General features: G+C 38.3%; 24 protein-coding genes and 7 pseudogenes. 11 read left to right on the top strand and 20 right to left on the bottom strand.

All coding sequences use genetic code 11. From position 1 onward, the window contains the following. The first annotated feature begins 334 nt into the window (after positions 1 to 334). On the top strand, positions 335 to 925 hold the full coding sequence (locus tag ACFPQ3_RS08640) for a VanZ family protein (RefSeq protein WP_156806005.1): 591 nt from the start codon (positions 335 to 337) through the stop codon (positions 923 to 925). A 38-nt stretch (positions 926 to 963) separates the two neighbouring features. Here ACFPQ3_RS08640 and ACFPQ3_RS08635 read toward each other — a convergent pair whose 3' ends face one another. From ACFPQ3_RS08635 to ACFPQ3_RS08580, 12 genes and pseudogenes are all read right to left on the bottom strand, one after another. Further along, a complete protein-coding gene (locus ACFPQ3_RS08635; RefSeq protein WP_156806004.1) occupies positions 964 to 1,515 on the bottom strand; it encodes a cysteine hydrolase family protein in 552 nt (183 codons plus the stop codon). 72 nt (positions 1,516 to 1,587) lie between these two features. Beyond that, entirely contained in the window at positions 1,588 to 2,373 is a 786-nt protein-coding gene (gene codY / locus ACFPQ3_RS08630; protein WP_156806003.1) for a GTP-sensing pleiotropic transcriptional regulator CodY, read from the bottom strand. A gap of 137 nt (positions 2,374 to 2,510) precedes the next feature. Then, positions 2,511 to 2,710 (bottom strand): annotated as a pseudogene (locus ACFPQ3_RS08625) (helix-turn-helix transcriptional regulator). Between the two features lie 8 nt (positions 2,711 to 2,718). Beyond that, the gene (locus tag ACFPQ3_RS08620) at positions 2,719 to 2,967 is read right to left on the bottom strand and encodes a hypothetical protein (RefSeq protein WP_156806002.1); all 249 of its coding nucleotides are present in this window, start codon (positions 2,965 to 2,967) and stop codon (positions 2,719 to 2,721) included. 211 nt (positions 2,968 to 3,178) lie between these two features. Next, complete coding sequence (locus ACFPQ3_RS08615) at positions 3,179 to 3,517, bottom strand: hypothetical protein (protein WP_156806001.1); 339 nt, start codon at positions 3,515 to 3,517, stop codon at positions 3,179 to 3,181. A gap of 108 nt (positions 3,518 to 3,625) precedes the next feature. Then, positions 3,626 to 3,814, bottom strand: coding sequence for a hypothetical protein (locus ACFPQ3_RS08610; protein WP_156806000.1), 189 nt, complete (start codon positions 3,812 to 3,814; stop codon positions 3,626 to 3,628). A 222-nt stretch (positions 3,815 to 4,036) separates the two neighbouring features. Next, positions 4,037 to 4,171, bottom strand: a complete 135-nt coding sequence (gene rpmH / locus ACFPQ3_RS08605) for a 50S ribosomal protein L34 (RefSeq protein WP_002885866.1) — start codon at positions 4,169 to 4,171, stop codon at positions 4,037 to 4,039. Between the two features lie 107 nt (positions 4,172 to 4,278). Beyond that, on the bottom strand, positions 4,279 to 4,662 hold the full coding sequence (locus ACFPQ3_RS08600; RefSeq protein WP_156805999.1) for a DUF3021 domain-containing protein: 384 nt from the start codon (positions 4,660 to 4,662) through the stop codon (positions 4,279 to 4,281). Between the two features lie 9 nt (positions 4,663 to 4,671). Further along, entirely contained in the window at positions 4,672 to 4,995 is a 324-nt protein-coding gene (locus ACFPQ3_RS08595) for a DUF3021 family protein (RefSeq protein WP_156805998.1), read from the bottom strand. A 5-nt stretch (positions 4,996 to 5,000) separates the two neighbouring features. After that, positions 5,001 to 5,450 carry a LytTR family DNA-binding domain-containing protein gene (locus ACFPQ3_RS08590; RefSeq protein WP_156805997.1) on the bottom strand — a complete coding sequence of 150 codons (450 nt, stop codon included), beginning with the start codon at positions 5,448 to 5,450 and terminating at the stop codon, positions 5,001 to 5,003. 236 nt (positions 5,451 to 5,686) lie between these two features. After that, positions 5,687 to 6,022 (bottom strand): VOC family protein, encoded by a 336-nt coding sequence (locus ACFPQ3_RS08585; protein WP_156805996.1) that lies wholly within the window; start codon positions 6,020 to 6,022, stop codon positions 5,687 to 5,689. An 8-nt stretch (positions 6,023 to 6,030) separates the two neighbouring features. Further along, positions 6,031 to 7,095 (bottom strand): LacI family DNA-binding transcriptional regulator, encoded by a 1,065-nt coding sequence (locus ACFPQ3_RS08580; RefSeq protein WP_232323203.1) that lies wholly within the window; start codon positions 7,093 to 7,095, stop codon positions 6,031 to 6,033. A 155-nt stretch (positions 7,096 to 7,250) separates the two neighbouring features. Here ACFPQ3_RS08580 and ACFPQ3_RS08575 point away from each other — a divergent pair, with 155 nt between their 5' ends. Next, a complete protein-coding gene (locus ACFPQ3_RS08575) occupies positions 7,251 to 8,225 on the top strand; it encodes a dihydrodipicolinate synthase family protein (RefSeq protein WP_156805995.1) in 975 nt (324 codons plus the stop codon). 23 nt (positions 8,226 to 8,248) lie between these two features. Further along, positions 8,249 to 9,499 carry an Nramp family divalent metal transporter gene (locus tag ACFPQ3_RS08570; RefSeq protein ID WP_156805994.1) on the top strand — a complete coding sequence of 417 codons (1,251 nt, stop codon included), beginning with the start codon at positions 8,249 to 8,251 and terminating at the stop codon, positions 9,497 to 9,499. A gap of 229 nt (positions 9,500 to 9,728) precedes the next feature. On the opposite strand, the gene treC is transcribed toward ACFPQ3_RS08570, so the two are convergent. Both treC and treP read right to left on the bottom strand, forming a co-directional pair. Further along, positions 9,729 to 11,354: an alpha,alpha-phosphotrehalase gene (treC, locus tag ACFPQ3_RS08565; protein ID WP_156805993.1), complete on the bottom strand. Its 1,626-nt coding sequence runs from the start codon at positions 11,352 to 11,354 to the stop codon at positions 9,729 to 9,731. A gap of 96 nt (positions 11,355 to 11,450) precedes the next feature. Beyond that, a pseudogene (gene treP, locus ACFPQ3_RS08560) lies at positions 11,451 to 12,950 on the bottom strand (PTS system trehalose-specific EIIBC component); the annotation flags it as partial. A 167-nt stretch (positions 12,951 to 13,117) separates the two neighbouring features. Here treP and treR point away from each other — a divergent pair. After that, positions 13,118 to 13,828, top strand: a complete 711-nt coding sequence (gene treR, locus ACFPQ3_RS08555; RefSeq protein ID WP_156805992.1) for a trehalose operon repressor — start codon at positions 13,118 to 13,120, stop codon at positions 13,826 to 13,828. A gap of 233 nt (positions 13,829 to 14,061) precedes the next feature. Here the strand turns inward: treR and ACFPQ3_RS08550 are convergent, their stop codons facing one another. The 3 genes from ACFPQ3_RS08550 to ACFPQ3_RS08540 form a co-directional block, all read right to left on the bottom strand. Beyond that, entirely contained in the window at positions 14,062 to 14,391 is a 330-nt protein-coding gene (locus ACFPQ3_RS08550) for a hypothetical protein (RefSeq protein ID WP_156805991.1), read from the bottom strand. Positions 14,392 to 14,469: 78 nt separating this feature from the next. Next, positions 14,470 to 14,913: a D-aminoacyl-tRNA deacylase gene (gene dtd, locus ACFPQ3_RS08545; protein ID WP_156805990.1), complete on the bottom strand. Its 444-nt coding sequence runs from the start codon at positions 14,911 to 14,913 to the stop codon at positions 14,470 to 14,472. Between the two features lie 8 nt (positions 14,914 to 14,921). Then, complete coding sequence (locus tag ACFPQ3_RS08540) at positions 14,922 to 17,138, bottom strand: RelA/SpoT family protein (protein ID WP_156805989.1); 2,217 nt, start codon at positions 17,136 to 17,138, stop codon at positions 14,922 to 14,924. A gap of 541 nt (positions 17,139 to 17,679) precedes the next feature. On the opposite strand from ACFPQ3_RS08540, the pseudogene ACFPQ3_RS08535 reads away from it, so the two are divergent. The 6 genes and pseudogenes from ACFPQ3_RS08535 (at position 17,680) to ACFPQ3_RS08510 (ending at position 23,865) form a co-directional block, all read left to right on the top strand. Next, positions 17,680 to 20,033: pseudogene (locus tag ACFPQ3_RS08535) on the top strand (bifunctional 2',3'-cyclic-nucleotide 2'-phosphodiesterase/3'-nucleotidase). A gap of 196 nt (positions 20,034 to 20,229) precedes the next feature. Continuing rightward, positions 20,230 to 21,088, top strand: a pseudogene (rsgA, locus tag ACFPQ3_RS08530) (ribosome small subunit-dependent GTPase A). A gap of 213 nt (positions 21,089 to 21,301) precedes the next feature. Next, positions 21,302 to 21,763, top strand: a complete 462-nt coding sequence (gene nrdI / locus ACFPQ3_RS08525) for a class Ib ribonucleoside-diphosphate reductase assembly flavoprotein NrdI (RefSeq protein WP_156805986.1) — start codon at positions 21,302 to 21,304, stop codon at positions 21,761 to 21,763. Positions 21,764 to 21,898: 135 nt separating this feature from the next. Then, positions 21,899 to 22,087, top strand: a complete 189-nt coding sequence (locus ACFPQ3_RS08520; protein WP_156805985.1) for a hypothetical protein — start codon at positions 21,899 to 21,901, stop codon at positions 22,085 to 22,087. A gap of 249 nt (positions 22,088 to 22,336) precedes the next feature. After that, entirely contained in the window at positions 22,337 to 23,374 is a 1,038-nt protein-coding gene (locus tag ACFPQ3_RS08515) for a M42 family metallopeptidase (RefSeq protein WP_156805984.1), read from the top strand. Further along, positions 23,371 to 23,865: an AAA family ATPase gene (locus tag ACFPQ3_RS08510; protein WP_156805983.1), complete on the top strand. Its 495-nt coding sequence runs from the start codon at positions 23,371 to 23,373 to the stop codon at positions 23,863 to 23,865. The genes ACFPQ3_RS08515 and ACFPQ3_RS08510 overlap by 4 nt, the downstream gene beginning before the upstream one ends. Before the next feature lie 42 nt (positions 23,866 to 23,907). On the opposite strand, the gene ACFPQ3_RS08505 is transcribed toward ACFPQ3_RS08510, so the two are convergent. The 3 genes and pseudogenes from ACFPQ3_RS08505 to ACFPQ3_RS08495 all read right to left on the bottom strand — a co-directional run. Further along, complete coding sequence (locus ACFPQ3_RS08505) at positions 23,908 to 25,239, bottom strand: uracil-xanthine permease family protein (RefSeq protein WP_156805982.1); 1,332 nt, start codon at positions 25,237 to 25,239, stop codon at positions 23,908 to 23,910. A 265-nt stretch (positions 25,240 to 25,504) separates the two neighbouring features. Next, positions 25,505 to 25,738, bottom strand: a pseudogene (locus ACFPQ3_RS08500) (ISAs1 family transposase); the annotation flags it as partial. 28 nt (positions 25,739 to 25,766) lie between these two features. Continuing rightward, a pseudogene (locus tag ACFPQ3_RS08495) lies at positions 25,767 to 26,488 on the bottom strand (IS30 family transposase); the annotation flags it as partial. 203 nt (positions 26,489 to 26,691) lie between these two features. Here ACFPQ3_RS08495 and ACFPQ3_RS08490 point away from each other — a divergent pair. After that, positions 26,692 to 26,811 (top strand): annotated as a pseudogene (locus ACFPQ3_RS08490) (helix-turn-helix domain-containing protein); the annotation flags it as partial. Between the last annotated feature and the right edge of the window lie 110 nt (positions 26,812 to 26,921).

Below are 26,921 nucleotides of genomic sequence, written 5' to 3'. Positions count from 1 at the left end.
AATAAATTATAGCAGAGAGTCACCCAGTCTGTCAATACTTTTTTGTAACTTTTTCATATTTTCACTAAATTTGGATACATTTTTAAATCTAGTGTCCAAATATGTTTCAACATATTATTTTAGACAACTTGAAAGGTAGCCATAACTACCACTCATATATTAGTAATTTATCAGCTTACTTTTAAACAAAAGGCCGGTGAACTCAATACCTTCACAAAAAAGAAACCGATTAACCTCACTACCATCATCTCCCTGTTTCCACCTAGACGTGATATTTTGATATAATGGACACATCACTTTTAAAATCACAACATTAATCAAAGAGAGGTGGAACATGAAAAAATTAGGGGTATTCTTATTAGATACACTACTATTTCTAAGTCTGTGGTTCATCGGTTACAAAGTATTTACTAGATATTTCTACTGGTATGCTGTACGCCTTTTTGCACAAGGGCGACTTCCTATTCCAGACTTTCTCACAACCCCCTTTGTTGTGACCTTAATTACAACCTGTCTCTTTTTTCTTATTCGACCAATCTATGCCAAAGAACTCAAAAAAACGTCTCTCATCATTATCTATACCATTTATACATTTGCCCTTATTTTTGGATTATTTGGTAAAAATATCGGATTAAGTGGCTTTAATCTCTCTATTTCTGTTAGCCTTCAAGATTTATACTATGATAGAATTACAGTATTTCTCAATCTTATCATGTTTATTCCTTTAGGCTTATTATTTAAACCAAACTTAAAACACAGCTTTTTCTTTCTCATCTTCATTTTAGGAGTCGAATGGACTCAGTATCATTTTTCTCTAGGTTATTTTGACATTGGAGATATTATTGCAAACAGCCTTAGCTTTCTAGTAGGAAACTGGCTCGGGTCTAGTTTACCTGGACGCTATATCAAATCACAAGTTCAGTAAAAAGCTGCCTCTCCAATTATTAGGAGGGCAGTTTTCATTTAGTCTAAAATTGTTGCACCTAGAACATTTTTAAAGTGACTAAGAGCAAATTGGTGTGCTTCTTCTGTTGTTGAGGCAATGGCAGAGCTAATAATTTCAATCTCGTAACCTAAATTATAGGCATCAACAGCAGTATGAAGAACACAAATATCACTGAGAACACCTGTTAAAACAACTGTTTTCACTTGACGTTCGCGCAAGCGGATATCCAAGTCAGTCCCAGCAAACGCGGAATAATGACGTTTGTCCATCCAAAACACTCTCGAGTCTGCTTTGCTATTAACATAAAAATCAGCTAAAGGACCAAATAAGTCGCGGCCAGAAGTCCCAGCAATATTGTGGGGTGGAAACAGCTTTGTCTCAGGATGAAACATATCTCCCTCGTCGTGGCGATCAATTGTAAAGAAAATATAGTCACCATTGTCATATGCTTCCTTAGTGACTTGTGCAATGCGCTCAGAAATCACTTGAGCGGGTTTTCCAGCGGTCAACTTCCCATCATCCGCTACAAAATCATAAGTATAATCAATTGAAATCAGCGCTTTTTTCATAAAATCTCCTTATTGGCAGAAAAAAGCTGAGAATTTCCCAACTTCTTTCTGTTTCATTTTATTGTTTGAGCTTTACTCATATCCTTTAACTTTTTCAAAAATGCCTTCATTAATTACTTTGAGGTACGTCCCTTTCATACCAAGTGAGCGACTTTCAATGATACCAGCCGATTCTAATTTTCGAAGGGCATTAACAATCACTGAACGAGTAATGCCAATGCGATCCGCAATAACAGAGGCCGTTAATCGTCCCTCGCTGCCATTAAGTTCCGCTAGGATTGCCGCTACTGCACGCATTTCTGAATAAGATAAGGTATTAATCGCCATATTAATGGCTGTCTGCTTACGAATTTTTTCCTCAAGATTTTCATTCTGAAGGTTCACAAGTTGAATACCAACTACTGTTGCTGCCATTTCAACCAAGACCAAATCATCTTCTTCAAAAGCCTTGTCATTACGCCATATAACCAATGAACCTAGTCGCATCCCCCCACCGTAGATTGGGGCAAATGTTGTCAAACCATCTGGATAAATATCTTTCGATTCAACAGGGAAGATGGTAAGAACATTATCAACAGGAATATTAGCCTCAGTATCATAAACACGGCTAGCAGCTCTTACATAGTCCTCCGGAAAAATACGATTTTCAAAAAACTCTTCCGTTCGGTCGTTATTAGTCTTGTATTTCAGAGAATAACCAAGTAAGTTACCACTTCCGTCAATGATACAGGCATTACAATCAATGATATCTGCTAACTGAGCCGCCATTGCATTATAAGGAAGTTCATCTTCTAAGCTGTCAATAGAGCGTTGCAAGATAGCGGTAATTTTACGCGTTTTTTCAAGTAGATTTGCCATTTCTCTTCTTTCCTTTTTTTAGTCGTGCTTATTATACCAAAAAGGCCTACCTTTAGCAACAATTTTCAGAAAATTTGATACAGTTTTGACAATTTTATAAAAGGTTGATACCAAAACAAAGAAAACCTTTTCAAAATCTATTCTTCTGGCCAAAAAAGCTGGTCTAATGTCACATCTAAAACCTTACAAATAATAATACATAAATTGATAGTTGGATTGTAAGCTCCCTTTTCAATGGCATTGATGGTCTGATGAGAAACGCCTACTAAATCTGCTAATGCCTGCTAGGATAAAACCTTCACAATCCTAGCTCCTTTAAACGTAAATTTTTCTTCATTCTTTATTCTAAAAATAGCGCACAATCAATTTGACCAAAGTTGTCAAACCAACAACACCAATCCAAATCGCCTGTATAATAACGGAAAGGCTATCTTTTAACTCAAAATGCTCACTTAAAATAACCTTCCATGATAAAAACTCAATCAAAAGAATCACTAGAAAATAACTCACTTCTTCCCACGGCTTTTTCCGTGCTTCAAAATAGGCATCATGCCAAATACTGTAGACGGTAAAAGGAATGACACCGCCAACCATAATCAGAAAGAGACTATTTCTAAAGTCAAGTCAATTAGGACATTCTTCTACAAGGAATAACACCGTTGCAATAGCAAAAACACCTGCAATTGCCATTGATAGCACTTTAATTGATAATATCGTTGGTGCTTATCAAATGCGCTAAACAGCTCTAATACTCTCCAAATGCCAGGCAAGAGAACAAAAACTATAAACATCCAAAGAAATGACATCAGTCTTCCTCCTCTCGTTTATCAAGATAGCGACGATAAGTGATTGAACTTCCCATTGCAAATAGTGATAATCCTAAAATGAGCATTGACCCACTGCCACCATATGAGAAAAATTCTGTCCAAACTAAACCTTTAGTAATCATTTCCAACATCATCGATATGCAGATAGCAATGAGTGAAAATAGCAAGAGTAAGATTCTCAAAATATAGCCCTGTTTTTCAAAACGGGGATCAACCGAGGGGTGAGCTCCTGTTAACATTGCATAGGTAACATTAACCGCAAGTCCACCAAAGATGAAAATAAACCAAAAGAACGGCAAAAATAAATGTGGTAACATGCGTGTCAGCAACAAACCAAACCAGGCACTAAAAATGGTAAAGGTAAAGCCGTATTGATAACTTTTGAGAACAAATTGTTTCTGACGTTCATCATAGACAGGGAAGTTCTACATTTTTTGTACTTCCTTATCTTCAAAATCTCCCTTGTCCAATTTCTCTTGAAACTTCCTAGCAAATTTTAAGCCCCAGATTAATAAGAAAAACAATATAACCAGCAAAAGAAAACTAACCCAGTAAATCACTCTAAAAATAGGCTCATCTGATTTTACAGCACTAACAAAGGCAACAAGTGCCATTACCCTACTACTAAAATAAATAGCAACTGAGTTTTAACGATATTTTGTTTATGTTTAGCCATAACAATTTCTCCTTGTCTTCTGATATTTTTCATCTTACTCATACTTTTATATGATTTTTTGTCAATTACAGTTTACAAAATGTCATGGATTTCTAAAAAATAAAAGACCTAGAGTCTCGAGCACTCTAAGTCTTTTTCTTATAATCATTGTTCACTTTAATTAAGCTGACAATACTTTGCGTCCTTTACGACGACGAGCTGCAAGCACACGACGTCCGTTTTTAGTTGACATACGGTGACGGAATCCGTGTTTACGTTGACGACGGATTTTACTTGGTTGATATGTACGTTTCACAATGAATACCTCCTCATAGATTTTCGTATTCGTTTAGCCGGCTAGTGTGATATCAGTTACTAAACATACCATAATATTCTATAAAAATTTGCCTTCCTTGTCAAGAACTATTTCCGTAATTCGCTGAGTTTTAGGTTGATTCTTCTTGTTTGTTGCTTTTCGTATTGAAAAATGACAAAGCTGATAACAAGATAAATCACTAAAAACTCGATAAAGAAAAATAGAAAGTTAACTTCTGTAAACCAACCATTTAAAGTCATCATAAGACTTACCCATAAAAAAATGAGGCTAAGGTGTAAAAGCTGTCGTAAACGTGGTGCTATTTTCAATTCATAAACATAACTAGAAAGTCCCATCAAGCTTGAACAGGCTGTTACAACCACCATTTGAGAACCCTTTTGAGTAGCCACCCCCATCAACAGAATCATCGCTAGATAAACTACCTGACCAATTCCAATACCACTAATCAAATAAACTATTGTTTTTTTCATATGGTCCCCCTACTTCATTACATAACGTCCTGTTAAAAAGACAAGGATATAAATGACTGCCGTCATGGCAATTGCAAGCCAATTAAACAGACTATTAAATGCCAACATTCCTGCTACCAATCCACAGACCAGCATCATGTGGAGTAAGCCGCGATAATTTTCCTTGATTCTCTCTTGCTCATAAACCATAGCAGTGAGACCTATCAGAGCACTCATTACCAAAATACTCACAATCATTTTAGCATTAACTTCTTGAACACTGATAAGTGCCAGCATATAAGAGAATGAGCCGATTCCTAATCCTACTACCATATCATTTACTATTTTTTTCATTTTCCTTACCTCAATCCTAATCGTTTTTCTAAGTCTTTTAAATATCTTCTACTGACACTCACTTTAAGTTTCTTAGTCATCAGCGCCAGCATGTTTCCAGAAAAAGATGCCTCTAGACTCATCAAATGCTGAATATTGATGATACTTTGCTTTGATACTTGTATCATGTCTTCACTGGATAAACGTTCTTTAAATCGGTAGAGTCTATCTGTTGTCAATAGTCGACCTTCTAAAGTTTCAATAACCAATTGTGGACCATCCACTTCAATCACTATAATGTCAGTTTGCTTGACTAACTTAATCCTGTCCGGTGTTTTTATAGGTAGAATCTCTCTTGTTTGAACGCCAAATTTTTCCAAATAATTTACCATATCCGCAACTTCTTCATCATAAGTAGCTTTTGATAAGGTCACCTCAAGTTCCTCTATATTTTTCTCTTTAAATTGCCACTTCATAACTTCCCCCACATCGTTCTTAAAAGATATCTTTCATGCTCTTATCTTATCAAAAACTTCCATGCTTGTGGGCAAATCTGCGCTAAGTGGTTGAAATTGACTGGTGAGCGGTTAGGGGAATCAAAAAAACTCATTGAAAAAATCAATGAGTCTAAGTCACTCTATTTTTCGACACCAGCACCTGAAGTTGGATTGTAGAGACCATCTGCTTCTCGTTTAGAAATTAGAAGCTAAAGTCAACCTTCTTTTCTCTCAAAACATTCAATACTTAAACCATCTGGAAATTGTAGCCAATACCCTGACTGTTCCATTTTCTGAATGCCATAACTTTTCGCATCACCAACTAACTTCTCAATATTACTAACCATTAAAGCAATATGATCTAATTTCCCATTTAGTTGACTACTATCAACAACTTCGTTAATTTGAATACCTTGTTTAAACCAAATCTTTCTCTTACCTTCAATATTTACTGACTTTTCTTTCTCCATTTCAAATAAGTTGCTAAAAACCTCAACATACCAGTCATACTTCTTTGTTCCAATAGCAACATGATGTAAACGATTCATCATAAAATCCCTCATGTACTTTCTCTCTCTACCAATATTGAATTATAAATGAGATGCTTTGCTCCAACAGGATAATTATGAGGATTTTGAATCTCCTCTATAAGTAATTGCGCTGCTTTTGCACCTATTTCTTTTGCGGGAATCTCCATGGCTGTCATAGAAGTTTCAAGCATTGCCCCTACTTCTTGTCCAGTCAAACTCATCAATTTGATATCTTCTGGGACTCGTTTACCCGCCTCTTTCAACGCCCTCAACGCTCCTATTCCTTGCGTATCAACAGCAGCAACAATCGCATCCAACTCTGGATTTTGTTGCAACAAAGCCTTAGTGCAATCATATCCATAAGCCATTGTATTAACAGGTTGATCAAACCCTGCCGTTGTTTCTTTAAGATTTCTAGACTTCAACTCCTTTTTATATCCTTTGTATCGTTCTGCATATGGAGCTAAACTCATACTTCCGTTTATTAGACCAATATGAGAACAACCTTTATTGGCAAAATAAGCAACCGCTTCTTGGGTACTTGTTTCATAATCAACGGTAACACTACTGATATCAGCATCTACTTTGCGTATAACCTGCATCACTGGTAAACCACTTGCTTGAATATCTCTAACCAATTTTTTGTTATGCCCAGTCGCCGCAATAATAACACCATCAACAAAGCCATTTCTCAATCGGTTTAAACATTCTTTTTCTAAACTTGCAGAATCTTCCGTATGACACAATAAAGTAGCAAACCCTTCTTTTGTTGCCATTTCTTCAATTCCTTGGGTAACTTCTGCAAAAATTGTCATATGCAGGTGAGGTACCAAAACACCTATCGTATTTCTTTTCCCTTGACGCAGACCTTTAGCTAATATATTGGGTTGATAACTTAACTCCTTAACCGCTTCCAATATTCTTGCTTTCGTTTCTGGATGTACATAGGCAGAATTATTTAATGCTCTTGAAACCGTACTAACATCAACACATGCTAATTTAGCAACATCTTTTAATGTAGCCATTTCCTCACTACTTTCTACAATCGTTTGTTTATCTACATTGATTATATATTTTAAAAAAAATAATTTCAATAATTATTTCATCACAAAGAGTTGAAATCGTTGAATTTATACAATTTTTTGCAGAAAATAAAAACCTATTGACAGCGTTTTCTAAAAAGAATATACTCATTTTGGTAAACAAACGTTTGTACAAAATTTAAAATTATTATAAAGGAGTCACTATCATGGCTAAAGTAAAAAATTTCAAAACAATCTTCCCTGCTGTTTCTGTTCCACTCAACGATGACTACTCTATCAACGAACCAGAATTCCGTGCTTACCTTCGCTGGATTAAAACATTTTATGGAAAAGGAATGGACGGTTTAGTATGTAATGGTCATACCGGTGAAATCACTGGCCTAACACGCGCAGAACGTAAACGTATCGTTGAAATTTGTGCTGAAGAATGTGGCGATGTTATGACAATCATTTCTGGTGTAAACTGCGAAAATACAGCTGAGTCTATTGAGATGGCTAAAGAAGCTAAAGAAGCAGGCGCAGATGGTATTCTTCTAATGCCTCCTCATATGTGGCTTCGCTTTGGTATGCACGCAGATGCCCCATTTGAATATGTTAAAGATGTAGCTGAAGGTGCTGATATTGATATCATCATTCACCTCTATCCTGCTACAAGTAAGGCATTCTATCCAGTTGAAACTTTGATTAAAATGTGTCAAGAAATCGATCACGTCAAATGTATCAAGATGGGTACTCGTGTGACTTCTATTTATGAACATGATGTCCGTCTTCTTCGTCAAGAATGCCCTGACATCTCACTCATTACCTGTCATGATGAAACTTTGTGTGTAAGTTGGTTCCCTGGTATGGACGGAGCTCTTATTGGCTTTGCAGGATGTGTTCCAGAAATCATCTGCCCAGCACGTAAAGTTTTTGCAAACCCTGATAAACACACTTTGAAAGAAGCTCAAGACTGGTCAGATCGTATTTACCACATTTCTCAAGCAATCTATGGCGGAGGCCAACCTTCTGGTGAAGCTCACGCTCGTTTGAAAGAAGCTTTGGTACAACGTGGTATCTTTAGTTCTGGACTAATGAGAAAACCTGTTCTTCCGTTGAACCAAGAAGAAAAAGACTGGATTAAACTTGGATTAGAGCGTAGTAATTTACCAGAAGTTGATATGTCTCAATTTACAAATTAGTTATCACGAAATGAGGTGGTCTTATGTCACAGGATACTCCTTTCGACATCAAATCAGTTAAAAAACTCTCTTTTCGTGACATTTTAAAACGTATTGGACCAGGAATTATTCTTACAGGGGTTGTTATCGGCCCTGGTAATATAACAACATCAGCTATGCTAGGTGCTAGTTATGGATATCAACTCTTATGGCTCATCATTCCTATTATTTTCATGGGAACAACATTTATGTTGACCTCTTACCGAATTTCTATGTTAACCGGTCGTCCAATTTTACACGCCATTAGACATTACTATGGTGGTTTTGCTTCAACATTTGTTGGTATCGCTCTTTTCCTATCTTGTTTGTTCTTCACTTTAGGTAACATTAGCGGTACTGGAGCCGGTATGACTCTCATGTTTGGCATAGATTGGAAACTTGGAGCACTTATTATGTTAGCAGTACTCCTTTACTGTTACTTCAGCAAAGGAGTATATTCAAAAGTTGAAAAAGGGATTTTACTCTGTATTTTAGGAATGATTCTTGCGTTTTACGCTACTTTATTCGCCACAGGAGGTCCTAATTGGGTAGAAATGGGCAAAGGATTGACAACTTGGAGCCTACCTAAAGGGAGCCTTACTACAGCTCTTGCTTATATTTCCACCAATGCAGCCGTTACAGCTGGAATTTACGGAACCTATCTTGGCGCTGAAAAGAAATGGAAAAAAGAGGATCTTTTTAATGGAGCCATGTTCTGGGATGCCATTGCCCATGTAGTAACTGTTGTCTTGATATCTGGAGCTATTATTTTAGTGGGTGCAATTGTACTTAATCCTCAACATATTGCAATCAAGGCACCTGCTCAATTAGCAGACTTACTTGTTCCATTCCTCGGAAATTTTGCTAAATTTGTCATGGGGATAGCACTTCTCGGCGCCGGATTTTCCTCACTTTTAGGCAATACTCAACGTGGTATGGTTTTACTAAGCGCAGGTTTAAATAAAGATGTTTCTTTAGAATGTAAAATTATTCGTTGGGGATGTTTTATTTGCTTAGCCTTTGCATGCGCTATTTGCTTTACTTATAATGGTTCTCCTACCGAACTTATCTTTTTAGCAAATGTAGCAACCGCAATTGCTACACCAGTTGCAGGATTGTTTGTCACTTTAATGATTTGGCGTAAAGATGTGCACACAGGTTTTAAAGCACCTCGTTTATTGCAAATTTCTATGACTATTAGTTATTTCTTTGTCTTAGTCATTACCGCTTCAGCCTTAATGAAATTATTTGGATAATATTCTTCGAATCTAACCATCTTTTATTGCTATTAGCTAAGTTTCTAAATTTTTGTTTAAAATCACTTAATCATTTTGGTTTGAAGTCTAAAAATGGATTAAAAATGACTAACTTAGCTATTATTCAAATAAACTAGACGATGGATAGTTTCTATAAAAATATAAAACAAAAACAGTACATTATTGTATTTAACGAAACAATAATGTACTGTTTTTCATTTATTGCTATCTATCCCCCCACCAAAACAGCCACTGTTTGGTAAGCTTTAAGTGTGATTTTTTCTCCAACTTTAACATCGTCATAGTTGCTGATTAAGACGTTACCTGATTGATACACTTCTGGTAAATCTAAAGTCACTTCATCAGCGTAGAAATTGTTTAATACCAACAACTTCTGTCCATCCAATTCACGCTCAAAGGCGTAGACTTGCTGGTGGTCTTGATAAGCTGCTTTGTAGTCACCTTCAGCAATAATTGATAACTGCTTACGTAATTGAATGAGTTTCTGATAGAATGGGAAAATTTTTCCATTTTTTTCAGCTTCTACATTGATTTGAGGATATGATTTACCTGCTTTGAGCCACGGTGTCCCAGTCGTAAATCCTGCATTAGCTGTGGCGTCCCATTGCATCGGTGTCCGAGAATTATCACGCGATTTTACAGTAATAACTTTAAAAGCTTCGTCTGGGCTTTTTCCTTCATCAAGCATGATTTGATAAGCATTGAGGCTTTCCACATCAACATAATCCGCCATGCTTTCAAAATCAGGATCTAACATTCCAATTTCTTCTCCCATGTAGATGTAGGGTGTTCCTCGAGACAGATGAATGCTAGCAGCTAGCATCGTCGCTCCTTCTTCACGGAAGTTTTTAACATTGACAAAGCGATTAAGAGCACGCGGTTGGTCGTGATTGTTATAAAATAAGGCATTCCAACCGTTTCCTTGACTCATTCCTTCTCCCCATGTATGGAAAAGGCTGCGCAATTCTTCGAAATCAAAGGCTTTGATAGTCCATTTTTGACCATTTTCATAATCTACTTTAAGATGGTGGAAATTAAAGGCCATTGACAATTCTTCACGCTCTGGTGCAGTATAGAGAATACAATTTTCAACTGTTGTTGCTGACATTTCTCCTACAGTCATAAAGCTTGGATCCTGTCCAAAGCTGGCTTGATTGAGCATGTGTAAGTAGTTATGGTTGATTGGACGGTCTGTATAGGCTGGTTTACCATCATTAATTGGACAGTCTTCCAATACTTCATCTTTACCAATCAAGTTAATCACATCAAAACGGAATCCTTTAACTCCTTTTGCCTTCCAAAAGTTAACGACTTTAAAAAGTTCTTCACGAACAGCTGGATTGCGCCAGTTAAGATCCGCCTGAGTCACATCGAAAAGATGCAAGTAATATTTTCCTGTATCGCCAAATGGTGCCCATGCATTACCACCAAATTTTGATAGCCAGTCTGTTGGTTCATCACGTAGAATAAAGAAATCTTGATAGTACTTATCTCCAGCTAGAGCCTTTTGAAACCACTCATGCTCTGTTGAACAGTGGTTCAACACCATATCTAACATAAAGTCAATACCATATTCTTTACCAACAGCTATCATTTCTTCAAAATCTGCCATAGTACCAAAATCTGGATTAACAGCTGTATAATCTGAAACATCATATCCGTTATCACGTTGTGGGCTAGGATAAAAAGGATTGAGCCAGATCATGTCAATGCCAAGTTCAGCAAGATAGGGTATTTTTTCAATAATACCGCGTAAATCACCAACACCATTTCCAGTTGTGTCTTTATAAGATTTTGGATAGATTTGATAAACCACTTTTGTCTTATCAATCATTCTTTAGAGACCTTCCTTTTCTTTTCAAATAATATAGAGAAAAAGAGCTTGATAACCCAAGCCCCCTTTCCATTTTAATCTATTATAACATTATGCTTTTGCTTCGTCTTCTGTTTTAGTAAGAATACCCGCTTTACGGAAGAAGAAAGTCAAGATAAATGGTACCACGATCGCTACTGCCATACATAGGAAGAATGGAGCCATGTATTTCACATTAATTGCCATGAATCCTGGAAGACCACCGACACCAATTGAGTTAGCTTGAACATTAAATGTTGTTGACACGAGGCCTGCAATACCTGAACCAACCATACCTGCGACGAATGGGTAAACATATTTTACGTTAACCCCAAAGAGGGCTGGTTCTGTAACACCAAGATATGCTGAAATTGCTGCTGGAAGTGAAATTTGTGCTTCTTTCTCACTGTGACGATTCATGAAATAGTAAGCAAGAACTGCTGAACCTTGAGCAATATTTGACAAAGCAATCATTGGCCATAGACCAGTTGTATGTGTTGCAGTATCTGCAATCAATTGCGTATCAATCGCATTTGTCATGTGGTGAAGGCCAGTGATAACAAATGGCGCATAAAGTGCTCCAAAGATAGCACCGAAGAGCCATTTAAGTGGTCCAGTCAATCCGGCAAGAACGACTGTTGACAGAAGTTGACCTAACCACCAACCGAATGGACCAAGGACAGTGTGAGCAAGGATAAGAGCTGGCAGAAGTGACAAGAATGGTACAAAAATCATTGATACCACTTCTGGGATATATTTACGCCAGAAAATTTCAAGATATGAGAGTGACAAGCCTGCAAGAAGAGCTGGAATAACTTGCGCTTGGTAACCGATACGGTTTACAGTAGCAAAACCAAAGTCCCAAACCCAGTTTTTAGCGATTTCTTCGGCAGATGTTCCAGCTACAGCATAAGCATTAAGAAGCTGTGGAGACACCAAACAGATACCTAAAACGATACCAAGAATTTGTGATGTTCCCATCTTACGAGTAACTGACCAAGTAATACCAACTGGCAAGAAATGGAAAATAGCTTCACCTGGCAACCACAAAAAGTGGTTAACCCCATTCCAGAAAGTGGAAACGTTTGTAATGGTATTCCAAACAGGCTCACCTTGCGCATCAAAAACTGGCTTGCCATCTGCCATAGCTTGGCCTAGAAATTCAAAACCAACACCTTCCAAAATATTACGGAAACCTAGAATCAAACCTCCGACGATGATAGCTGGCAAGATTGGAGTAAAGATTTCAGCCAACATGGTCATGACACGTTGGACTGGATTCTGGTTGCTCTTAGCAGCTGATTTAGCAGCCTCTTTAGACACGCCTTCGATACCAGATACGGCTGTGAAGTCATTGTAGAAGATTGGCACATCGTTACCAATAATGACTTGGAACTGACCTGCATTGGTGAAAGTACCCTTAACTGGCGCTAAATTTTCAATAGCTTTTGTATCAGCTTTTGACTCATCATTTAGCACAAAACGCATACGTGTCGCACAGTGAGTTACTGCTTTGACATTTTCTTTACCACCAACAAGCTTCAAGAGCTCTTTGGCATCTTTTTCAAATTTTCCCATTTCAATTCTCCTCAGGGATTTATTATTTTTTACAAGTCTAATTGTATCCGATACTAAATTTGTATGCAACTTGTTTGGGTCTAAAGTTGTAATTTTTCTTAAAAAACAACAACTTGTATGGTAAAATATAGACATCCAATCCCAAAAGGAGTTAAAAATCGTTTCAAATGAAAAAATATGAACGTATTTATAAAGAATTAGAACAGGATATTTTATCAGGGCATTACCCTGTAGAACATTACTTGCCAACTGAGATGGAGCTTTGTGAACAATTTACGGCCAGCCGAGACACCGTTCGAAAAGCACTCAGCCTTTTGACAAAGGAAGGTCTGATTAGCAAATCTCAAGGTCGTGGATCACAAGTCAAAAAACAAGAATTAATTAATTTCCCAGTTTCTGAACTTTCCAGCTATCAAGAATTAGTAGCCCTTCACGGCATGAATTCCAAAACTAACGTCATCAGCCTTAACAATCTCATCGTTGATAAAGACTTACGCAAGCTAACAGGTTTTCCAATCGGTGCCCATATTTTTCGTATTACGCGCCAACGGGTCGTCGATAGCATCGCCTCCGTCCTTGATATTGACTATCTCCTCAAACCTATCGTCCCTTCTATTTCACGGGAAATAGCAGAGCAGTCTATCTATGCCTATCTTGAAAAAGAGCTTAATCTTGCTATTTCTTATGCTCAAAAACAAATCACCATTGACAACGCACGTGATCAGGACAAAATTCTATTAGATTTGGGTAGCGATAAACACGTGGTCTGTATACGCTCTAAAGTCTACTTAGCCGATAACCGCCAGTTCCAATTCACCGAAAGCCGACACAAACTCGAAAAATTCCAATTTATTGATTTTGCAAGAAGAAAATTATAAATATTCACCCCTTAAATAGACAAAAGCGCCCACACCAGGGCGCCTTTATTATTTTTTCTTAAGCCTATCATTCCAAAAATAATGAGTTTGATTAGCTGAAAAGATAAAGAGTAAAAGTCCTAATAAAATCGCTAAAATGACTAAAATCAACTGTAACATATCACTCTCCTCCTAAATATCAATCCCCTTTTGACGACAATATTCTCAATTCTTTTGAAAACTCCTTAGCTCTGCTATTTTACCATATATAAGAAGACTAAAAAGACGATATTAATAAGCATTCTAATAACATGATGTTTAACATTTGGACGCTGGTGCATTGCAATGCCGTTATTGAGTGCAATAGCAGAAATCCCAAACAGTCCTCCAGCAACACCATAAATTCCCGCTGGCTGATGTTGACCTAGATAGATGTAAGTAAAGGCAATCGTCACAACTACTGCAAATACAGTCATCAGCATATTTCGCTTAGTAATAATCTTACCTACAAAATGCCCGCTAACTGCCATCAGAGTTACCAAAGTTAGGTAAACTCCCAAAATCACCAATACAAATACTCTCATATTCTCTCCTTTTCATTATAAAAAATTATGCCTTTATGACGGAAAATTTGTTATTTTTGAGGAAAATAGCAGACGCTACTACGGTTGCTTAGTATCAAGAATGATAGTCACAGGACCATCATTGATAAGAGAAACCTGCATGTCCGCCCCAAATCGTCCTCTAGCAACAGGCACCACTTGTCCCAAGGCAGCATTAAAATCATCATAAAATTGACTAGCCATTTCTGGTTTAGCTGCCCCTGTAAAGGCTGGACGGTTCCCCTTTTTGGTATCCGCAAAAAGCGTAAACTGTGAAATCGACAAAATCGAACCACCAATATCTTGAATGGATAAGTTCATCTTACCATTTTCATCTGAAAAAATACGGATGTTAAGAATTTTACGAACGGCATAATCCAAGTCAGACTGACCATCTTCCGGACCAATACCAACTAACAATAGGATCCCCTGTCCAATCTCTCCAACAATTTCTTCCTCAATAGAGACAGAAGCCTGAGAAACCCGTTGAATAATAATTTTCATTCTATCTCCTATCCATTTGTCCTTCTAACGCTGTAAACATCAGGAACAACCTTGATTTTATCAACAACCGTCGTCAAGGTTGCTAAATTCGGAATGCTAAAGGATACGTGAATATTCGCAAACTTCATATCCTTGGTTGGTTGTGCATTGACCGTTGAGATATTTTTTGTCTGGTTAGATAGGATAGTCAACACATCATTTAATAAACCAGAACGGTTCAAACCATAAATATCAATTTCAGCTAAATACTCTTTTCCTGTATTACCATCCCATTCAACATCAATCAAACGCTGTTGATAGCCGTCTTGACTCTTGATATTATTACAATCAGAACGGTGAATCGCTACCCCACGTCCCTTGGTAATATACCCCTCAATCGTATCTCCCGGAACAGGGTTACAGCATTTAGCAATACGCATCAGAAGGCCAGAAGCCCCTTGAATAATGACCCCATTTTCACTTTTTACCTTAAGAACATCGCGATTGCTACGATTAACCTCTCCACCATTTAGTAATTCATCTGCCTCTGCTTTAGCTTTGGCACGCTCTTCCTCACGGCGCTCTTTTTCCGTTAATTTATTGAAAACACTAAGAGCAGAAATTTCACCAAAACCAATCGCTGCATACATCGCCTCTTCACTACGTGCACTCACGCGCGGTAAAATTACCTCTATATGTTTTTTATCTAGGTATTTATTGGCAACAAGACCATTTTCTTGGAAGACATCAATGAGAAGCTCACGGCCTTTATTAACTGACAGTTCTTTATCTTGATTTTTGAAAAATTGACGAATCTTACTTCTTGCCTTAGTCGTTTTAACAATCTTAATCCAGTCACGACTCGGGCCAAACGAATTAGGATTGGTTACAATTTCAACCACATCACCTGTTTTTAATTTAGCTGTCAAAGGTACCATGCGACCATTGACCTTGGCTCCTGTAGCTTTTTCACCGACTTGCGTGTGGATGGCATAGGCAAAATCGATTGGCCCAGAATCTTTTGGCAATTCCTGAACAGCTCCATTTGGTGTAAAAACATAGATTCTCTCTGAGAAGATATCTTCCTTAACAGAGTCTACGAAAGCTTTGGCAGAACCATTTGATGAATCTTGAAGTTCAACCAAATCCTTAATCCAATTCATCCCAATCGCTGATTCCTTGCTATCAACCTTACTGGTTTGCCCTTTTTTATAGGCCCAGTGAGCCGCAACCCCATACTCTGCAACTTCATGCATGTCCTTGGTACGGATTTGAATTTCAATTGGACCTCTTGGTCCGTAGACTGTTGTATGAATGGATTGATAACCATTTGCTTTGGGTGCTGCGATATAATCTTTGAAACGCCCAGGCATCGGACGCCACAACTCATGGATATAGCCTACCATCGCATAAACATCACTCGGTGTCTCCATAATACAACGAATAGCAATCAAATCATAAATCTGGTCAAAGCGTTTTTTCTTATCACGCATCTTACGATAGATAGAATATAAATGTTTCGGGCGTCCGTAAACATCACCGTACAGACCTTGTTCATGAGTATATGTGGTGATTTTACCAACAATTTCATCAACTAAGGCCTCACGCTCACGTCTCTTCTCATTCATCATGTGAGAGATCTTGTAAAATTCATTCTCCTCAAGATAACGAAATGACAAATCTTCTAATTCCCACTTAATACGACTAATTCCCAAACGATGAGCAAGCGGAGCATAAATCTCCATGGTTTCACGCGAAATGCGTTCCTGCTTGTCCTTTCGAAGATGTTTTAGGGTACGCATGTTGTGGAGACGGTCTGCTAACTTGACCAAAATCACACGAATATCTTTAGACATGGCCATGAGCATCTTGCGATGATTTTCAGCAAGTTGTTCTTCATGAGATTTGTATTCAACTTTACCTAGCTTCGTTACCCCATCAACAATGTCTCGCACCGCTTTTCCAAAAGCATCCTCAATATCGTCTAAGGTTACCTCTGTATCTTCAACAACGTCATGAAGAAAGCCACAAGCCACTGTTACAGCATCCAAATGAAGATTAGCTAAAATGCCTGCTACTTGAATAGGGTGAATAATGTAAGGTTCACCCGATTTTCTCACCTGATAAAAATGTGCTTGAGTTGCATATTCTAAAGCATTTTGAACAAAGGCCACATCTTCTTCAGATAAGTATTCAGCTACGAGAGCAACTACTTCTTCCCCTGTTAAATTGACTTCTTTCGGCATAATCGCTCCCTTTCACTTTCTATTTTTTATATTAACTCTGAACTAGCCTTTAAATCTGACTTTTTTGAATTTTATTTTATCTATTTTAACACTTTTTTGTTAAAAATAATAGCTGGCAACAACTGCATTTTTTCACAAACATTTCAAATTAAAAGAAGAAATAAAAAGGATTTTTATAGCCTTGATTTGTCACATTATTTTCTTTTTCAACGCTAGTGCTCAACACTTCAAATAGTGACTTTCCCCTGTCTCCTCCCACTAGCAAACTATTATTCTAGCCCCCTTTACACTCAATAAATTAAAAAATAGCTGTAAAAACCGAAAATTTAAATATAAAAACTAGATATTTCAATTAAAAATTAGTTATTCTATCCTGAAAAAAGATAACATCTTCCATATATACCGAATATTAAATGTTTTAGTTTCGAATAACATACGGTTATTTTTAAAAACCAGTTAAAAAAACGCTTACATATTGTATAGTGGATAAGCACCAAAATTTCTAAAAAAATTTTAAACTATCAAACGGAGATGTTTTATTATGTCACAACACTATTTTTCAAAAAATGCTCTTGCCCTCTCTTTAATAGTAGCCGGTCTAGCCAGCGCTAGCCTTGCTCAAGCAGATGAAAATACAACTGGACTTACTTCAGTAACAGCACCTACACTTGAAGCACCCTCAACGACAGAAGAGGTTACTGAAGGTCTTGCTCCTATCGAAAATACCACTGAGAATGTTACTGATAAGACACCTATAGCGACTTCTCTAGAAAATCCACCTACTCCAAACACAACTCTCGTAACGCCCGTTGAAGGGCAAACTGTTGATATTCGTATCGCTTCGACAACTGACCTTCATACAAATCTTGTCAACTATGATTATTATCAAGATAAAGAAGCTCAGAATATAGGTTTATCTAAAACAGCCGTTCTTCTTAAAAAAGCAAAAGCAGAAAATCCAAACGTTGTCATTGTTGATAATGGTGATCTCATCCAAGGAACTCCTCTCGGTACTTATAAGGCTATCATAGATAAAGTTGAACCAGGTGAGCAGCACCCAATGTACGCTGCACTTGAAGCACTTGGCTTTGATGCTAGCACACTTGGTTACTACGAATTCAACTACGGTTTAGATTACCTCAAAACAGTTCTTGATACCGCTGATATTCCTGTCCTCAATGCCAATGTACGTGATGCTAAAACAAATGCACTAGCCTTCAATCCTTATGTGATTTTACCAAAAAACTTTAAAGACACCACTGGCAAAAATGTTACTGTCAACATTGGTATTACAGGTATTGTACCGCCACAAATTATGAACTGGGATAAGGCAAATCTTGAAGGTAAGGTTGTTGTTCAAGATGCTGTCGAAGCTATTACTGAGATTATCCCTACCATGAAAAATGCTGGCGCGGATCTCATCCTTGTCCTTTCTCACTTTGGTATCGGTGATGATAACTATGAAAAAGGTGAAGAAAACGTTGGTTACCAAATCGCAAGTATCTCAGGTGTTGATGCTGTGGTAACAGGACACTCTCACGCTGAATTTCCATCTGGTAAAGGAACTGGATTTTACGAAAAATATGCTGGTGTTGGTGGAGTACGCGTTTTAATTAACGGAACCCCTGTTACCATGGCAGGAAAATACGGTGATCATTTAGGAATCATTGACCTCAATACCACTTATACAAATGGCAGATGGACTGTTAACAAAGATAAAAGTCAAAGCTCAATCCGTAAAATTAATACAAAATCATCTGAAGCTGATCAAACTATCCTTGACATTGCAAAAGAAGCTCACAATGGTACCATCGAATACGTTCGGAAACAAGTTGGCACAACAACCGCACCTATTACTAGCTACTTTGCATTAGTCAAAGACAATTCATCTGTTCAAATCGTGAATAATGCACAACTTTGGTACGCTAAAAAAGAACTAGCTGGCACACCGTACGCTAATCTCCCTCTTCTATCAGCTGCAGCTCCATTTAAAGTTGGAACACGGAATGATCCAACAGCCTATACAGATATCCCTGCTGGTCCAATCGCTATCAAAAACGTTGCCGACCTTTACCTCTATGATAATGTTGCTGCTATCCTCAAAATCACTGGCACTGATTTAAAAGAATAGCTAGAAATGTCAGCAGGACAATTCAACACCATCGATCCAAATAAAAAAGAACCGCAAAATCTCGTCAACACAGACTACCGTACCTACAATTTCGATGTGATTGATGGTGTCACTTACGAATACGATGTGACTCAACCAAGCAAATATGATCGTAATGGTAATCTTGTCAATGCAGATGCAAGTCGCGTTCGGAACCTCAAATATAACGGTGTAGCAGTTGCTGACAATCAAGAATTTATGGTAGTCACAAACAACTATCGTGCAAGTTGAACTTCCCCAGGTGTCAAAAATGCAAGTGTAAACTACCTACTCAACTTAGAAAATCGCCAAGCTATTATCGACTATATTGTTTCTGAAAAGACAATCAACCCATCCGCCGATAGCAACTGGTATTTTACAGATAGCATTGCTAATTTAGACTTACGTTTTCTAAGTGCTGAGAAAGCTAAAGACTTAATTGGAATGCCAACGATATCTCATATATTGGAGCTTCCAGTGTTGGAGGCTTTGGTGACTTCAAATTCACTTACATCAAACCAGCCACTACTGTTCCAACTATTAATACTGTCGTTAAACCAACGCTTTCAGAAAAAGAACGTCAAGACATCCATCAGCTTGTAGCTCACTCTTATCAAGCACAACAAGCAAAAGCATCCTCAACCATGTTACCAAAAACAGGAGAAGCTGATTCAGTTGCCATAACCTTCTTTGGATTTGGACTGCTAGCAAGCCTTGCAGAACTTATCCGTCGGAAAGGGCATTAATTTTTCCAACGAACTGCTAAATCAGCGGTTCGTTTTTGGTATAATAACATTATGAAAGGAGAGTGATACCTATGAAACAATATAATGGACATCTGATTAAGCGAGGTCTATTAGTCTAAAATAGGAAAACGGGCTACTAGCTCCTAATCAGATAAACTTCCCATTCTTCCCAACCTAGTTTTCCAGAAGGAAACTTATGACTTTATTTCGCATCATCTCAGAGACTCGTATCTCTTATCTTTTGAAAAATGCTGACGCAGAACTGACTGTTTTAAAAAAACTATGCAATGTTCCTCTTTATGTTGGCGACATTGTTAAGTATAAACAAAATCACCTAACACTTCAGACACGAAAAAATCTAGTCACAAAATCGAGCAATAGAACCATTAAAGATGATCACCAAATCAAAAAAGAGCAGGTACTTGCTAGCAATGTTGACCAAATACTCATTTTAATTGCTCTAGATCAAAATTTCTCTTTAGCTAAACTAGAACGTTTTTATTTAGTTTTTTCTCAAGAAAACATTGCTTTAAACATTATACTCACTAAAAAAGATTTGGTTCCTACCTATCAATCCATCCTTGACCAAATCAACCAACTGTACCCACAAATCAATGTGTCAGCAATCAGCACGCAAGATACTAACTCTATTATTCAAGCTTCAACCACATCACACAGTCTTACTTCTAGGGGCTTCTGGCGCCGGAAAATCAACCCTAATTAATCACCTACTAGGGAAAAAAACTGTTAAAACTAACCAGACACGTTCAGATGAAAAAGGTCGTCATACCACAACTAGTAGTCTCTTGTTAGATTGTTCCGAATTGAAAATACAACTGATTGATACTCCTGGTTTTAAGGGAATTGATAAGGTAAAAGAATTGGATTTATCACTTCTATTTAAACAGATTCTAGATACTGCCAAGCTCTGCCATTTCTCCAACTGTCAACACATTAGCGAACCAAAGTGTGCTGTAAAACACTCTCTTGAGCGAGGGGAACTCTCAGAAAAACTTTGGGAACGATACTGCTACTACCACGCTAAAATCATGTAGTATGATCACAAACAGTTGAGAGACCTCTCAGCTGTTTTACTCATGCTAGTCCCATTACAACCCTTACGCCTCAAATTTCTGATTTTTGACATCATCAGAAGTTATTAACACTTCAGCATTGTCACGACTTTAATCTCAGATAATTCCGATTTTACCATGACCAAGCTTTTTAAAAGTGCTATAATGAAACTAGCATTTTTTGAAAGGAGTACTATGACCGACTTAACTTTAGTCTATATTAGTCTTAGCGGTAATACGCAGAGCTTCGTGAAACGACTCTCTGACTATCTCGCAATAACTCACAACCTCACAACACGTCAAATCAATATCAAGGAACTCAATCACGAGACCTTCCCTGTCACAGAACCCTTCATTGCACTTCTTCCGACCTATCTTGAAGGAGGGAACGGTGTTGATCATGGTGATATTGAAATCCTTACCAGCCCACTTGGTGACTTTATTGCTGCCCATGATAATGCTAAAAACTGCATGGGCATTATTGGATCAGGCAATAAAAATTTCAACCACCAATACATCCTTACTGCCAAACAATACAGCAAACGTTTCGGATTTCCCCTCCTTGGCGATTTTGAACTTCGTGGGACCAGTGCTGATATTGAACGCCTAGCAGCTGTTATTTTAGAAAGACAAGTGCAATGGATTACCAACCACTAAGCTCTCTGTCACTAGAATGATATCGCCAATTTTTCCAACAACATTGGGAAGCCTACCGTAGCTATCAGAGGAAAATCCATCAATCTACTCGACTGTCAAGGAATGGTCGCCATAGAGCAAAATAGGATTTATGGCATGGTTACTTGGAAAATCAATGAACAACACTTTGAAATCCTATCCTCAGATAGCCTTCTTCCACAACAAAGAATCTGTAGTCAATTACTAACATTAGCAGATCAAGGAGTAAACAAACTGGGCTTTTCTCATTGCCAGCTGATAACGACCAATGACAATCTCTTAGCCTTGGGATTTTATCAAAAATAGGCTATCAACTAACCCGATTATTTCCAAATGCCATGGTTAAAGCAAGAGACCTATAACCAAGTATTCCTCTCGCTTTTGAGAACGGCTTGCCTATTAGAGATGAGCTTGAATTGGCCAAAAGTATTGTCTGGTATATAGAATCGGGAATCGTTAAGTCGCTTTGATGCTCTCACTTTATCAGCAACTCTTCGCCTTGTTCTATTTCCTGCTCAGTTTACTATATTATCACTACTTTTGAAGGAGATTTTTATGCAAACAACCATCAATTACATCATAAACCTCTGTAATATCCCGTCACCAACAGGTTTCACAACCACTATTATGGACTACGTTCAAGCGGAACTTGAAGGATTTGGTTATACCCCTGTCCGTACTGCCAAAGGTGGCCTTATGGTATCTGTTAAAGGAACTGATGACAGCAAACACCGCGTCGTAACCGCACACCTTGACACTCTTGGTGCTATGGTTCGTGCCATCAAGCCAGACGGTCGTCTCAAAATGGATTTAGTAGGTGGCTTTGTTTATAACGCTATCGAAGGCGAAAACTGTACTGTTCACGTTGCCAAAAACAGCAAAGAAATCTCTGGTACTATCCTCATGCACCAAACCTCTGTTCATGTTTATCGTGATGCTGGAACTGCTGAGCGTAATCAAACCAATATGGAAATTCGTTTGGATGAAAAAGTCACAACAGCTGAGGAAACACGTGCGCTAGGTATCGAAGTCGGTGACTTCATTTCCTTTGACCCTCGCGTTGTTGTTACAGAATCAGGCTTTATCAAGTCTCGCCACCTCGACGACAAAGTCAGCGCAGCCATTCTCATCAAACTCCTCAAAACCTACAAAGAGAATGCTGTCGTGTTGCCACATACCACCCATTTCTATTTCTCAGCCTTTGAAGAAGTTGGACACGGTGCAAACTCTAGCCTACCAGCTGAAACAGTCGAATACCTTGCCGTTGACATGGGAGCCATGGGTGATGACCAGGCAACCGATGAATACACTGTCTCCATCTGCGTCAAAGATGGTTCAGGGCCTTACCACTACGAGTTGCGCCAACACATGGTAGCTCTAGCTGAAAAGAATAATATCCCTTATAAACTCGACATCTATCCTTATTACGGTAGTGACGCCTCTGCAGCTATGCGAGCTGGCGCAGAAGTTAAGCACGCTCTACTCGGAGCAGGTATTGAGTCTAGCCATTCCTACGAACGTACGCACACTGATTCTGTTGAGGCAACCGAACGTTTAGTTGATGCCTATCTCAAGTCAGAAGTTATCAAATGAAACAGCTCATCCTCATTCGTGGTAATTCTGGGTCCGGTAAATCCACTCTAGCGCTCCAACTTCAACAAAAACTCGGTCAAAAGACCATTCTTCTTCCTCAAGACACCCTACGTCGCCTCATTCTAAACGCCAAAGATGGTTATGAAACACCGACCATACCTCTCTACCTCACTCTCCTCGAACATGCCTACCAGCATCATGACATCGTCATTATTGAAGGTATTCTCCATAGAGACTGGTATGCCCCTCTTTGGGATAAAATAGCCGAGCTTTACGGAGACAATGCTTATGCTTATTATTATGATTTACCCTTTCAAGAAACCATCCGACGCCATCAAACCAGAGACAAGGTTAACGACTTTTCAGTATCAGATATGAAGCGATGGTGGCTCGAAAAAGATTACTTGGAGCGCTTCTCAGAAACTTATTTCACCTCTGAACACACCTTAGATGAAGCAATGGCTATTATCTTAAATGACATCAAAAAATAACCAAAAAGCAAACTCAACCATAACAGTGAGTTTGCTTTTTATCTATTTTGCAACTGATTCTTTCGGCAAAATCAAGTTAAGAAGAATCCCAACAATAGCTGAAAGAGCAGTTCCAGACAATGTAATAGCTCCTAAATCAAGCACTGCCCCACCAAGACCGAGTACTAACATTGAGCTAGCAATGATCAAATTACGAACCTGACCAAAATCTACCTGACGCTCAATCAATACTTTCAATCCGTTTGACGCAATAACCCCATACAGCAAAATTGACATCCCTCCTAAAACAGCATTCGGAATCGTTGAAATCAAAGCTGTAAATTTTCCAAAGAATGAAAAGGCAACGGCAATAAAAGCAGCGTTACGAATAACTGAGACAGAAGCAACACGTGTCATCCCAATAACCCCAGTATTTTCACCATAGGTTGTATTAGCTGGGCCACCAATAAAAGCTGAGAAGGCTGTCGCTACACCATCACCAATTAACGTACGTTGTAACCCTGGCTCCTTCAAAAATTGTCGCCCTGTAATCTGGCCTAAAACCGTGTGATCTCCAATATGCTCTGCTATTGTTACCACAGCAATTGGCAAAATAGCAATCATCTCAGGTCCAAAATAAAAGTCATAAGATTTAAAGCCAGACGCTTTAAACGGAAGATAGAATTGCGGAGCCTCGAACCAAGCAGCTTTTAAGACAGGGGTAAAATCTACAAGTCCTAAAAGAATTGATAAGGTATACCCACCAATAATTGCAAATAAGAATGGAATGATTTTAACAAATCCCTTACCATTAGTATTGATAAAAGCAGCAATCAAGAAAGTTACAATAGCCACTAAAATATTACGCCAATCAGCATCCGCAACAAAGCCAGCCGAAGTGACCGCAGAATTAGCCAAACCAAGACCAATGACAATAATCATAGGACCAATAACGATTGGCGGCAGAACCTTGTCAATCCACTTAGTCCCCAAAACACTAATCAGACCAGCGATTACAACATAAATCAAACCAACAAAGAAGACACCTGTTTGAGCCGCCGAAACATTTCCACCCATAGCTTCATTAGCCGTTGCCATAGCTGTAATATAAGCAAAAGATGACCCCAGATAAACCGGTACCTTAGCCTTCGTAGCTACCTGATAAATCAAAGTTCCAATACCAGATGCAAAAAGTGCTACTGACACAGGCATTCCCAAAATAAGCGGCACCAAAATCGTAGCCCCAAACATCGCAAAAACGTGCTGGAAAGAAAGCAACAATCCTTGAGCAAACTCTGGCTTTTCCTCAACATCTAAAATCAAATCAACCTTTGAAACATCAAGATCTAACGCTGTATGATTCTCATGTTCTCTAACATGCACTTTTAATTCCATGATTCCTCCATCTAGGCACACAAAAAGAGCCCAGTCTTATAATTAGTAGTCATAGGCTCTTCGTTTTTCCTGAAATGTCTTTCTCACCTCACGGGATGAGTTTAAAAACCTACGCTTTTGATATTCTATCACAAATAACTTCAAAATGCTAGATAATTAACCAATATTTCACGCCAAACGCATGAAAAACTTCTTCTAGTCTTTTTGTACTTTGGAGCAATTTTTGAAAGGTGGATAACTACTTATATCCATTAGTCGACCTCTACTATCCAAATAACTGTGGTAAATAATTGTCCAAATGGACAGAAATATAGCGTTGTTTTCTACGATAACTGAGATCCTTTTTAGGAAATTGAATGACTTTTAAGAAATAAAGACATAGTTTACGGATGGCATTCAGATTGAAGGCAGCCCGTTTATCCAAGGTTTGGTTATGGTCTTCTCGATAAACAACATCTAATAACCAGTGCATGCTTTCTACCGACCAATGTCCTCTAACACAACGAGCAAATGTTTCAATATCCTTAAAGAAGTTCCTTAACTGTAGCGTTAATCGTCTCTGCTTGCTTATTCGGCAATTTACAAGCAAGGGCAAACCGAGTCTGGCGTTCTACCAAGGTCATAACAACAGCTTCACTCTTGGTTTTCTTACCGAGTACAAGGTCAATCTCCCAGTGACCAAACGTAGAACGGTCGTTAATTGACTCAGGACGTTCTTCTATGGAATTACCTAGGACTTTCTTTGCGACCTTAGATGTGACTTTAGACCGTTTTCGGATGCTCACCATCTTAGGTAAATCAATTGGTTTAATCGTCAACAGGCCATCTTTGATGTAACGGTACACTGTTTTGGTTGACGGAATGACTTCAAACGGATGTTCCTCTTTGTAGGTTTGGACAAAGGTATCGATACTGTGGCAGCGAGGTTGGGATTTCAAAGTCTTCTCCAACTTCTCAAAGAAGGTCTTGGAACAATCTCCTAGTTTGCAATAAGTACTATTTTGTCGATTGGTCTCATAGACACGTTGACCACTGTCTGGAAAGTAGACATTTGAGTATAAGAGTTTTCCATTCTTATCTTGAACTTGAGTGACGCTGCCACGCGACTGATCGTCGAGCGATGAGGACCTAGAAGGCGAGCAATCTCAGCGGTTTTCTTACCCATCTTGAGATAGGCACTAATTTCTCCTCGTTCAGAGGCTGAGAGGTGTGAATAAGATCGATTTTTGGTAGAATGATTAGTGGACATGTTCATCTGCTTTCTATACTGAGTTGGGGGAACTCTAGTATATCAGACTAACATGTCTTTTCTGTTGCACTTCATTTTACAACGCAGAGAGGGTAATTTCCCAAAGTAAGTTCCACTTTAGCTTTCGAAGTGTTCTTAGTCTAAAATGGATTTTTATGGTAGAATTAAGTCTGAGACGTTTGCGTTAGAAATGAGTCCTTATTATTACAAAACACAGACACCTTACCCTCTCAGACCGCAATGATATCCAACTTAGCTTAGAACGCGGTGAAACATTCAAAGCTATTGGTAAAGTCATCCTAAGATCTCATGTTACTGTTTCCTAGAAGCACCCCACCGATAATCGCTCCCCCATCCAAGTCTCCCTAACTTAGCTTTAATCTTTCTCTGAAAAGCACGTCTCCCCTTAAAACATTCCCCACTCATTAAATAC

Source organism: Streptococcus caledonicus (genome assembly GCF_042656225.1).
GTDB lineage: Bacteria > Bacillota > Bacilli > Lactobacillales > Streptococcaceae > Streptococcus > Streptococcus caledonicus.
This window is presented reverse-complemented; position numbering and strand designations above follow the sequence as displayed.